This window comes from Anaeromyxobacter sp. PSR-1 (genome assembly GCF_000964525.1).
Lineage (GTDB): Bacteria > Myxococcota > Myxococcia > Myxococcales > Anaeromyxobacteraceae > Anaeromyxobacter.
In genome coordinates, this window is the sequence record NZ_BAZG01000163.1 from 1 (window position 1) to 10,029 (window position 10,029).

11 protein-coding genes are annotated in these 10,029 nt (G+C 76.0%); 5 read left to right on the top strand and 6 right to left on the bottom strand.

What is annotated here, in order from left to right; translation table 11 throughout:
* Positions 1–387 precede the first annotated feature (387 nt).
* Positions 388–936, top strand: a complete 549-nt coding sequence (locus PSR1_RS18310; protein WP_059438880.1) for a hypothetical protein — start codon at positions 388–390, stop codon at positions 934–936.
* The gene (locus PSR1_RS18315) at positions 933–1,781 is read left to right on the top strand and encodes a sigma-70 family RNA polymerase sigma factor (RefSeq protein ID WP_059438881.1); all 849 of its coding nucleotides are present in this window, start codon (positions 933–935) and stop codon (positions 1,779–1,781) included. The genes PSR1_RS18310 and PSR1_RS18315 overlap by 4 nt, the downstream gene beginning before the upstream one ends.
* A 91-nt stretch (positions 1,782–1,872) precedes the next feature.
* Here PSR1_RS18315 and PSR1_RS18320 read toward each other — a convergent pair whose 3' ends face one another.
* Both PSR1_RS18320 and PSR1_RS18325 read right to left on the bottom strand, forming a co-directional pair.
* Positions 1,873–2,064, bottom strand: a complete 192-nt coding sequence (locus tag PSR1_RS18320) for a hypothetical protein (protein WP_059438882.1) — start codon at positions 2,062–2,064, stop codon at positions 1,873–1,875.
* 147 nt (positions 2,065–2,211) lie between these two features.
* The gene (locus PSR1_RS18325) at positions 2,212–2,661 is read right to left on the bottom strand and encodes a hypothetical protein (protein ID WP_059438883.1); all 450 of its coding nucleotides are present in this window, start codon (positions 2,659–2,661) and stop codon (positions 2,212–2,214) included.
* Between the two features lie 210 nt (positions 2,662–2,871).
* Here PSR1_RS18325 and PSR1_RS18330 point away from each other — a divergent pair, with 210 nt between their 5' ends.
* Both PSR1_RS18330 and PSR1_RS18335 read left to right on the top strand, forming a co-directional pair.
* Positions 2,872–3,174, top strand: a complete 303-nt coding sequence (locus tag PSR1_RS18330; RefSeq protein WP_059438884.1) for an antibiotic biosynthesis monooxygenase — start codon at positions 2,872–2,874, stop codon at positions 3,172–3,174.
* Positions 3,175–3,268: 94 nt separating this feature from the next.
* Positions 3,269–4,924 carry an HNH endonuclease signature motif containing protein gene (locus tag PSR1_RS18335; RefSeq protein ID WP_059438885.1) on the top strand — a complete coding sequence of 552 codons (1,656 nt, stop codon included), beginning with the start codon at positions 3,269–3,271 and terminating at the stop codon, positions 4,922–4,924.
* A 42-nt stretch (positions 4,925–4,966) separates the two neighbouring features.
* Here PSR1_RS18335 and PSR1_RS24235 read toward each other — a convergent pair whose 3' ends face one another.
* Both PSR1_RS24235 and PSR1_RS18345 read right to left on the bottom strand, forming a co-directional pair.
* Positions 4,967–5,662: a hypothetical protein gene (locus PSR1_RS24235; protein ID WP_059438886.1), complete on the bottom strand. Its 696-nt coding sequence runs from the start codon at positions 5,660–5,662 to the stop codon at positions 4,967–4,969.
* 153 nt (positions 5,663–5,815) lie between these two features.
* Positions 5,816–6,838: an NAD(P)-dependent alcohol dehydrogenase gene (locus PSR1_RS18345; RefSeq protein ID WP_059438887.1), complete on the bottom strand. Its 1,023-nt coding sequence runs from the start codon at positions 6,836–6,838 to the stop codon at positions 5,816–5,818.
* Between the two features lie 115 nt (positions 6,839–6,953).
* Here PSR1_RS18345 and PSR1_RS18350 point away from each other — a divergent pair, with 115 nt between their 5' ends.
* Positions 6,954–7,874, top strand: coding sequence for a LysR family transcriptional regulator (locus PSR1_RS18350; protein WP_059438888.1), 921 nt, complete (start codon positions 6,954–6,956; stop codon positions 7,872–7,874).
* 7 nt (positions 7,875–7,881) lie between these two features.
* On the opposite strand, the gene PSR1_RS18355 is transcribed toward PSR1_RS18350, so the two are convergent.
* Together PSR1_RS18355 and PSR1_RS18360 are read right to left on the bottom strand one after the other, a co-directional pair.
* A complete protein-coding gene (locus tag PSR1_RS18355) occupies positions 7,882–8,976 on the bottom strand; it encodes an AI-2E family transporter (RefSeq protein WP_059438889.1) in 1,095 nt (364 codons plus the stop codon).
* 17 nt (positions 8,977–8,993) lie between these two features.
* Positions 8,994–9,701 carry an oxidoreductase gene (locus tag PSR1_RS18360; protein ID WP_059438890.1) on the bottom strand — a complete coding sequence of 236 codons (708 nt, stop codon included), beginning with the start codon at positions 9,699–9,701 and terminating at the stop codon, positions 8,994–8,996.
* Between the last annotated feature and the right edge of the window lie 328 nt (positions 9,702–10,029).

The window sequence follows — 10,029 nt, forward strand, 5'->3', positions numbered from 1 at the left end:
ATTGGGGCATGCGAGCGCGACGAGCGTTCCCTGCGCACGCGAGGATGAACCGGCCAACACCGACGTCGTGCGCGAGCTGGCCGCCCGTTCCCCGCGCACGCGCCGACGAACCACGGCGCCCTCGCGGGCAGATGCGTGCGCGCCCCGCCCGCGAGCTCACGTCGACGCCGGGGCGCGATGCGGCGGCCGACCACCCGCACACGCGCGTCCCCGCGACGGCTCTCCGTCCCATCCCGCGCGCACGAGCGGGGCGCCACGCACGCCCTCGCCCCGCCGCCACATCTTCGCCCGTACACCCAAGCGAGCCGCGAGGGCCGTCCTCGGCCATGTCACACCGCGCGCTCCCCGCTCGTCTTGGGAGTAAATCGACGGAATGGGAGACCGCACATGCTGAAGTGGCTGATCCGCAGGCAGCTGGCCGCGTTCGAGAAGCAGTACGACTACGACGCCGGCTACGTCCGTGAGCTGCTCGACACCGACCTCAAGGCGTTCCGCATGTTCATGACGGCGGCGAAGCTCGGGTACTACAAGCGCGACGTCCCGGAGGCGGTGCACTTCTGCGTCGGGATCGTGGTCACGGCGAGCGAGGACTGCGGGCCGTGCACGCAGCTCGGGGTCTCGATGGCGCTCGAGCGCGGGGTCCCGGCGGACGTGCTCCAGGCGGTGCTCTCGAACGACCTGGCGCGGATGCCGGAGGACGTGCGGCTGGGCGTCCGCTACGCGCGCGCGGTGCTCGCGCACGCGCCGGAGGCGGACGGGCTGCGCGAGGAGATCGTGGGGCGCTGGGGTCCGCGCGCGCTCATCGCGCTGGCGTTCGCGATCAACGCGGGCCGGCTCTACCCGACCCTCAAGTACGCGATGGGCCACGGCAAGGCCTGCCAGCGCGTGCACGTGGGCGACCTCCCGGTCGCGGTGGTGCGGGGGGCGGCGGCGTGACGGACGCGGCCAGGGACTTCGAGCCGCACCGGGCCGATCTGGTGCAGGTCGCCTACCGGATGCTCGGCTCGGTGGCCGAGGCGGAGGACATCGTCCAGGACGCGTTCCTGCGCTGGAACGGCGCGGCGCGCGAGGGGGTCGAGTCGCCGCGCGCGTTCCTCATCCGCACGGTCACGCGGCTCTGCCTGGACCGGCTGAACTCCGCGCGCGCGCGGCGGGAGGAGTACGTCGGGACGTGGCTCCCGGAGCCGCTCGTCGAGCAGGAGGGCACGGGGCTGGCGCACGACCTCTCGCTCGCGCTGCTCGTCACGCTGCAGCGCCTCTCGCCGCTGGAGCGCGCCGCGTTCCTGCTCCACGACGTCTTCGACATGGGGTTCGCGGACGTCGCGGGCGTGCTGGAGCGCTCCGAGGCCGCGGTCCGCCAGCTCGCGGCGCGCGCGCGGGGGCACGTGCGCGAGGCGCGACCGCGCTTCCGCGCGTCCGACGAGGAGGCGCGGCGGCTCGCCGACGCGTTCCAGGCGGCGCTGACCAGCGGCGATCTCGGGACGCTCTCGAAGCTCCTCGCCGAGGACGCCGTGTTCTACGCGGACGGCGGCGGCAAGCGCGCGGCGGTGCTCCAGCCGATCGAGGGCCGGGCCGCCATCGTGGGGTTCTTCGAGAAGGTCTTGAAGAGCCCCGCCTTCCCCCCTGCGTCGGCGTACCAGCCCGCCTGGATCAACGGCATGCCGGGCTTCCTCGTGCACGGTCCCGACGGCGTCGAGACCGTGGCGATCGAGATCGGCGACGGGCTCGTGGTGGGGATCTACGCTGTCCGGAACCCGGACAAGCTTCGCCACCTCTCGTAGCGCGCCTGCGGGCTCGCAGCGGGTTGTGCTCGTCCTGGCTGCGCCGGCTCGAGCGGGGGCCGCGCGGCGGGAGGCGCGCGCCCCGCAACGGTCACGAGATCGCGCCGGCGCCGTCGTCGAGCGCGCGGGACGCGCCGGACAGGGCGACGCAGGACTGGCAGGTCACCTGGCGCGGGTGCTTGGTGGACCGGCGATCGGGGCCCTCCGCCCCGCAGGCGATCGCGTGCGTGCGCGTGTCGTAGAAGTGGACGAGCGAGGCGGGGGTCTGCGTCGGGGCGTCCATGGGCTCTCTCCGGACCGGCCGGGCGGGAGCGGGGGTGCTCCGGCGCAGGCTGCGGTCGCGCAGAATGTGGGCACGGGCCGGCGGCCGTGCGCGCGCAGCCCCGGATCGTGGCCGCGCGCACCGTGGACCGACCGCTTCCTCCGGCGCCTACGTCTTCGTCAGGCGCATCACGGATACGACCGTCTTCCCCTTGTCGCCGAGCAACGGGTTCCCGGCGAGCGTCTCGATGGTCAGGCCGTGCTCGGGCATCGGGGGATCGCCCTCCAGCGGGATCATGTACTTCTCCCGACCCCACTCGGTGGCCTTCTTGCCGGTCTTCTGCTCGTAGAACGCGACCACCTTGGCCGGCGCGTCGTCGGTGAAGAACACCCAGATCTTCTGGTCGGGGCCCGACATCCCGCCCGAGATGTCGCCGTCGAAGCGCGCCCCGGGATAGACGGGGACGCCGAGCTCCGCCGCGCTGGGCGGCGGCACCGCCGGCTTCCGCTTCCGCTCTCGCGCCTTCTGGCTCGGCGGCGCGAACGGGTCTTGCTGCGCGGAGACCACCAGCGCCGCGGGGACGAGCACCGCCGCCACCAGCAGGTGCCTGATCGTCATCGTTCCCTCCACGTCCGATCACGGGCGAGACGACGGTGCGACGCGCCGAGGTGAGGGTCCGCCCGGGCGCCACTCTACACGGCGCCCATGCGCCGGGGCCGCGAGCGAATGCACTCGGCCGGTCAGCCTAGCGCGCGCGAGGCCCCCGGCGCGCTTCGCGACCCCGCGGCGGGACCTTGACCGAAGGTGCGCCCCCGTTAGTCGACGGGGATGATCGTCGAGTACATCCGCTACGAGATCGCCGAGGAGGCGCCGTTCCTGGAGGGATACGAGCGCGCGCGGCGCGCGCTGGACGCCTCGCCGCACTGCCTGGCGTACGAGCTGGCCCGCTGCACCGAGGCGGCCTCGAGCTTCGTGCTCCGCATCGAGTGGGACTCGGCCGAGGGGCACCTCCAGGGCTTCCGCGGCTCGCCGCTGTTCCGCTCCTTCCTCGAGCCGATCCGCGCGTTCGTGCCCTGCATCCGCGAGATGCGGCACTACGCGGTCACGCCCATCGCGGCGCGGAAGGCGTGAGCGGGTCGAGGCCCCCGCGCGCGGCGGAGACGCCGCTCGCACGCTCCTTCGGGGTTTCACGGTGCGTGTCAGAGGCGCGTGCGACAGTTCGCGCATGGACGCCGCTCCCATCGCCGGCCTCGGGGCCGCGGACCTGCCGGGCACCGCCGGGGCGGAGCACGCGTTCCTGCCGCTCCGCGAGCTGCTCCCGTACAGCCGCGCGGAGCTGGATCGCTGGTTCCGCGGCGGCGAGCCGGAGGCGGACGACTGCGAGCAGATCCTGGCCTGGGCGTCGCGGGGGCACGGCGCGATCGACGTCGCGATCGCGGAGGGGCTGGCGGCGCTCCGCCGGGGCGACCGGCTCGCGGCGCTGGGCTACCACCTCGACGACTACGCGCGCGAGGTCCTCGGGATCGGGAAGCGCGCGGCGGAGGGCCTGGCGCGACTCGGGGACGGGCTCGGCGCGCGCGCGCGCCTGCACGAGGCGCTGCGGGCGGGGCGGGTCGGGCTCCGCGCGGCGGAGACCGTGCTCGCGGTGGCGACGGGGGCGGAGGCGTTCTGGGTGGAGCGCGCGGCCCGGCAGACGGTGCGGGAGCTGGAGGAGGCGGTCCGGCGGGCGGGGCGTACGGGCGACGACGCCGACGAGGAGGCGTGGGTGACGCTGCGCACGCAGCTGCCCGAGCATGAGCGGCTCGTCGTGGACGCCGCGCTGGAGGCGGCGGGGCGGAGCCTGCCGGGCTCGACCCGGGCCGAGCGGCTCGAGGCGCTGGCGCAGGAGTACCTGGCGGAGTTCTCGACCGACGGCGATCGCGACGGCGCGCGCCCGCTGGGGCCGGAGTTCCTGCGGCCGGTTCAGGGCGACCGGGCGCGCCGGGCCGCGCTCGAGGCGGAGCCGGAGCGCTGGCCGCTGCTCGCGCCGGTCGCGGACTGGCCGGCGCCGGAGGTGCGCTTCGACGAGGGCGCGACCGCGCAGGAGATCGACCGGACGCTCCGCGAGCTCGCCGCGGCACGGGCCACGCTGGAGGAGGTCATGGGTGCGTGCGCGTACGCGGTCCGCCGGAGCGGCATGCACCTGCGCCTCGGGTTCGCGAGCTTCCGCCACTACGTCGAGGAGCGGCTGCGGCTGCCGCCGCGCGCGGTGGAGCAGCGGGCCGAGCACGAGGAGCGGCTGGCGCGGTCGGCGGGGCTCCGCGAGGCGCGCCGGCAGGGGGTCTCCTACGAGCGGCGCCGGATCCTGGCGCGGCTGCCGGAGGGCGAGATCGCGGCCTGGATCCCGCGGGCGAAGGCCATGACCTGCGTCGCGCTCCGGCGCGCGGTCGAGGGCGAGCGGGAGCGGCAGCTGCGTGCGCAGCGGAAGGTCTCGGTCCCGCTGCCCCGCCGGGTTGCCGTGCTCCTCGCCGCCGCCCTCGAGACGGTCCGCAAGCGCGTGGGGCGCCTCGTGCCCGCGGGATCGTGCCTCGCCGTCCTGGCCGCGCACTTCCTCACGCAGTGGGAGCACGTGCTGAGGCGCCCGCCGAGTCGCTCGGAGCGCGTGCGGGAGCGCGACCTGGGCTGGTGCCAGGTGCCGGGCTGCAGCCACCGCGCCGCCCATTCGCACCACGTGCTGTTCCGCTCGCACGGCGGCGGGGACGAGGCGGAGAACCAGGTGGCGCTCTGCGCCTTCCACCACCTCCGCTGCGTCCACGGCGGCCACCTGACCGTCTTCGGGCGCGCGCCGGACGGGCTCACCTGGCTGCTGGACGGCGCGCCGTTCACCGGCAGGGGCGCGTAGCGGCGCCGCTCGGCGAGGACCGGCGCGTGGCGGCGCGCCGCCCTAGTCGTCGGACTCGCCGATCCGGATCTCCCTCGCGTGGATCACCTCGGCGTCGATCCAGTCGGCGTTGACCTCCTTCGCGTAGATCACGTCGGCCTCGAGCTCGTCGGCCTCGATGCGGCCGCCGCCGTGCTTGCGCATGCCGCGCTTCCACTCGTCGTCCCGCACCATGCGACCGATGCGGCCCTCGTACGCGCGGACCTCCTTCGCGTAGATGACGCGGGCGCGCACGTACCCGGCGTTCAGCGCCTTGGCGCGGACCACGTTCGCGGGGGCGTAGCGCGGCGGGGGCGGGGGCGGCGCGGGACGGTACTCGGGCGGCGGCGGCGCGGGGCGGTACTGCGGCGGCGGAGGAGGCGGCGGCGGCGCGGCCTCCACGGGCTGCCAGTTCCGGTACCGGCCGGGCGCGAGCGTCACGAGCACGCGCGGCACCGCGCGCGGATCGACCATCACGAACGCGGCGCGCGGCGACTGCGCGCGGTACCAGCGGGCGTCGCGGCGCAGCCAGTACCAGCCGCCCTGGTGGAACACCTCGTCCTGGTACTCGGGCACCACCTGGACGCCGGGCTGGATCACCACCAGGCGCGGGGCGATGGGCAGGTCGATGCGGAGCTGGGCGCTGACCTGCGCGCGGGCCGGCTGCGGAAGCAGGGGCAGGGCGAAGGCGAGCGCCAGGACGAGGCGGATGGGGTTCATGGCGGCGCACTGTAGCCGTGTCCCGCGTCCACGGGAACGGGGCGGGCGGGGCCGTGCTTCACGGCGGGTGCCGAGAGGTGCGCGGCCGGTGGCGCGTGTGCGAGGCCGGTCGCGCCGCGGCGAGACCGGCCTCGGAGTCGCGCGGCGCCGCCCCTACGTGGTTGCGCCGTCCACCACGATCTTCCCGACGTGCTCGCCGGCCCGGAGCGCGGCGAGCGCCTCGTCCGCGCGCTCGAAGGGATACGTCCGCGCGATGGCGGGCCGCAGGCGGTGCAGCCCCACCAGCCGGTCGAGCGCCTCGAACATCTCGCGGCTGCCCACGCTGATGGCCTGAATCCGCGCCCGCCGCTGGATGACCGGCACCACCTCGAGCTGCGCGGTCGTCCCGCCCAGCAGGCCCACCAGGCTGACCTGGCCGCCGAAGCGCAGCGCGTTCACCGACCGGCGCAGGTCCCCGCCGGCCACGTCCACCACCACGTCCGCGCCGGTCCCCTCGGTCAGCGCGAGCACCCGCTCGTCCCACGCGGGCGTGGCCGAGGTGTCGATGGCCTCGTGCGCGCCGAGCGCGCGGGCGCGCTCCAGCTTCGCGGCGCTGCGGGACGTGACGAGGACGCGCGCGCCGGCGGCCCGGGCGAGCTGGATCGCGAACGCGGCCACGCCGCCGGTGCCCTGCACCACCACCACGCTGCCGGGGCCGACCTGCGCCTCGGTGAAGAGCGCCTGCCAGGCGGTCACGCCGGCGATGGGGAGCGTGGAGGCCTCGCCGAAGGTGAGGTGCTCGGGGTAGCGCACCACGCCCTCGGCGTCGGCGATGGCGTACTCGGCCAGCACGCCCTGGCGCGGGCCGCCGAGCGTGCGGGTGCCCAGCGCCGCCCGGTCCGGCCCGCCGCCGATCCAGGCCCCCTGGTAGAACGCGAGCGCCACGCGGTCGCCGGCGCGAACCCGGGTGACCCCCTCGCCCACCGCCACCACCTCGCCCGCGGCGTCCGAGCCGGGGGTCAGCGGGAGCGGCTGATCGGGGAAGTAGAACCCCTCCACCACGCCCAGGTCGCGGTAGTTGAGCGAGGCGGCGCGCACGCGCACCAGCACCTCGCCCGCCCGCGGCCGCGGCGTCTCGCGCTCGGCCAGCCGCAGCGCGTCCAGCCCGAACTTCCCGTCGATGATCCACGCCTTCATGTCGTCTCCTTCGTCCGCGGCGCGTCGTGGCCGCGGGCGAGGGAGCATGCGATTCGTGCCGCCCGCGCGCGACGGCCGGCGCACGAAGGGCACTCGTGCTAGATCCGCACGAATCATGCTCTCGCTCGCCTCGCTCCAGCTGTTCGCGGCCACGGTGGACGCCGGCAGCTTCGCCGCCGCCGCCCGCCGGCTGCGGCTCTCGCCGTCGGCCGTTAGCCGCCGCGTGGCGCAGCTCGAGCGCGCCCTGGGCGTGCCGCTGCTCGCGCGCACCACCCGCGCGCTCTCGCTGACGGACGATGGGCGCGCGTTCCACGACCGCTGCCAGCGCATCCTGGAGGAGCTCCGGGAGGCGGAGGACGCGATCGCGCGGAGCGCCGCCCGTCCCTCGGGGCTCCTGCGGGTGGACGCGCCGGTCGCGCTCGGACGCACCGTGATCGCCCCCACCCTGCCGCGGCTGCTGGAGCGGCACCCGGACCTGCGCATCGCGCTCACGCTGCGCAACACGTTCGTGGATCCGGTGGCGGAGGGGATCGACGTGACCGTGCGCATGGGGCGGCTGTCCGACTCGACGCTCATCGCGCGCCGGCTGGGCGAGCGCCGGATCCTGGCGTGCGCCGCGCCCGCCTACCTGCGCCGCCGCGGCCGGCCGCGCGCGCCGCGCGACCTCGCCCGGCACGCCTGCCTGGGCTACCTGCACCAGGGGCGACCGGACCCGTTCCGCTTCGTCACCGGGGAGGGGACCTTCGACGTGGAGGTGGACGGGCCGTTCCACTCGGACGACGCCGAGGCGCTGCGCGACGCGGCCATCGCCGGGAAGGGCATCGTGGCGCTGTTCGACTTCGTGGTGGCGGGCGCGCTCGCGAGCGGCGCGCTGGTGCAGGTGCTCGAGAGCCATCCGCTGGAGGCGCGCCCCATGCACGCCCTGTACGCGCCGAACCGCCACCTCCTGCCGAAGGTCCGGGTGTTCCTCGATCACCTGTCGGAGGTGCTCGAGGGCAAGCGCCCGCGCGCGGGCCGGCGCCCGGCCGCGGGCTGAGTGCGGCTCAGCCGGCGCCGGGCGGCGCGCCGGCGGGCGCGTCCGCGACGGACGGCTTCCCGAACTCGCGCCGGTACATGTTGAGGACGGTCACGAGGAACGTCGCGACGAGCGGCCCGAGGATGAGGCCGATCCCGCCGAACACGGCGAGGCCGCCGATGAGCGCGAAGAACACCACGCCGCCGTGCAGCTCCATCCCGCCCTTGAGCAGGTACGGCCGGGCCACGTTGTCCACCAGCGACACCACCACCCCGCCCCAGATCGCGAGGAAGATCCCGGAGACCGTGTGGCCGGTGGCGAGCTGCAGCACCGCGATGGCGAGCACCATGGCGGTCGCGCCCACCGCGGGGATGAGCGCCACCACCAGCGTGAGCACGGAGAGGAACACGGGGTTGGGCGCGCGCGCGATGAGGTAGCCGGCGAGCGCGGCGGAGGTCTGGATCCCGGCGGTCGCGGCGGTGGCGACGAGCACCGACAGGCTGGTGCGCCGGAACTCCTCGACGAGCGAGAGGAACTGGCCGGCGCGGAGCGGCACGCGCCCGTCCACCCACGCCACCAGCCGCTGCCCGTCCACCAGGAAGAAGAACAGCGCGATGAGCATCATCGCGGCCTGGAGCACGAAGGTGCCGGTCGCGGCCAGCACCCCGCCCACCGCGGCGGCGGCCTGGCCGCCCTGGCCGGCGAGCTGCTGGAGCTGCCGCTGCGGGTCGCCGAGCGCGGCCACCGCGCGGTGCGCCAGCGCCTCGACCGGCCCGGGCAGGCGGCTCACCAGCCCCCACACGCCCTCGCTCTGCAGCGCGCTCCGGATCCACTGGATCCCGTCGATCGCCTCCGAGACCAGCACCGTGCCGAGCGCCGCCACCGGCACCACCAGCGCCACGAGCACGCCCACGGTGAGCAGCCCGGCCGCGAGCGAGCGCCGCCCGCGCAGCCGCCCCGAGAGCCACTCCATCCAGCGCCGCAGCGCGGCGGTGAGCACGGCCGCGAGGAAGAGCGCCACCCAGAACGGCTTCACCAGCCAGCCGGCGAGGAGCACCGCGAGCACCACCAGCACGAGCAGCAGGCGACGGGCGTGCAGGTCGCTGTCGGGCGTTGCGGTCACCGGCTCCCCCTGGGCGCTCAGAAGTTCGCGAACACGTGCTGCGGCGGGATGCCGGCGCCCGCGAGGACCCGGCGCACGTCGTCCACCATGGCGGTCATCCCGCTCACGAACGCGACGGTCTCCTCCGGCGGCGTGCCGCCGAACGCGAGCGCGCGCGCCACCTCCTGCACCCGGCCGCGCACGCCGGGCCAGGCGTCGTCCTCGCCGGACGGGCAGAGCACGAGCCGCACGCCGCCGCGCTCCCAGGCGAGGTGCTCGGCGCGGTAGGCGAACTCGGCGCCGTGGCGCTGGCCGTAGAAGAGCGTCACGCGGCGGAACGCGTCGCGGTGCGCGAGCACGTGCTGCACCACCGCGCGGATCGGGGCGATGCCGGAGCCGGCCGCGAACAGGAGCACGTCGCGCCCGGCGGCCTCCTCGACCGGGAACCCCTTCCCGAACGGCTCGGTGATGGCGAGCGTCGCGCCGGGCGCGGCCGCGGCGATGGCGGCGTCGGCCACCTTGCCGCCCCGCTTCACGAGCAGGTCCACCACCGCGTCGGGCGACGGCGCGCTCGCCAGCGCGAAGAAGCCCTCGCCGGCCGTCGTCCGGACCTTCACCACCTGTCCGGGCGCGCGATGGGCGCGCGCCAGCGCGGGGGGCAGCGCCAGGCGGAGGCCGCGGAACGGCGCCGTCTCGTCCCAGGCGGCGAGGACGGACACCTCGGTGTAGATGGTCGGGCCGAGCATTCGCGCGAAACCTATACCGAAGCGGCGTCACGGCGCGCTCCGCCGCGCCGCTCGGCCGGGGCGTGCGGCCAGCCGGCCGCGCCCGCCGCAGGGAGGTCCGTGCGCCGCAGGCAGCCCTGCCGCAGCGACNCCAGCGGGTAGAACGTGCCGCGCCACACCACGCCCCGCGCCACGCGGCCGCGGCGGCGCTGGCGAGCAGCACCGCCCCGAGCAGCACGGTGCAGGGCGGCATGAGCAGCCCCTCGGCGCCGACGCCGCCCGCCACCCGGCGGGCGGTGACGCCGAGCACGCCGGCGGACAGGGCGAGGGCGAGCGCGCCGAGCGCCCG

Coding starts and splice junctions, on each gene's coding strand:
- PSR1_RS18310 (WP_059438880.1), top strand. CDS start 388: ATGCTGAAGTGGCTGATCCGCAGGCAGCTGGCCGCGTTCGAGAAGCAG.
- PSR1_RS18320 (WP_059438882.1), bottom strand. CDS start 2,064: ATGGACGCCCCGACGCAGACCCCCGCCTCGCTCGTCCACTTCTACGAC.
- PSR1_RS18345 (WP_059438887.1), bottom strand. CDS start 6,838: ATGAAGGCGTGGATCATCGACGGGAAGTTCGGGCTGGACGCGCTGCGG.
- PSR1_RS24235 (WP_059438886.1), bottom strand. CDS start 5,662: ATGAACCCCATCCGCCTCGTCCTGGCGCTCGCCTTCGCCCTGCCCCTG.
- PSR1_RS18325 (WP_059438883.1), bottom strand. CDS start 2,661: ATGACGATCAGGCACCTGCTGGTGGCGGCGGTGCTCGTCCCCGCGGCG.
- PSR1_RS18330 (WP_059438884.1), top strand. CDS start 2,872: ATGATCGTCGAGTACATCCGCTACGAGATCGCCGAGGAGGCGCCGTTC.
- PSR1_RS18350 (WP_059438888.1), top strand. CDS start 6,954: ATGCTCTCGCTCGCCTCGCTCCAGCTGTTCGCGGCCACGGTGGACGCC.
- PSR1_RS18360 (WP_059438890.1), bottom strand. CDS start 9,701: ATGCTCGGCCCGACCATCTACACCGAGGTGTCCGTCCTCGCCGCCTGG.
- PSR1_RS18335 (WP_059438885.1), top strand. CDS start 3,269: ATGGACGCCGCTCCCATCGCCGGCCTCGGGGCCGCGGACCTGCCGGGC.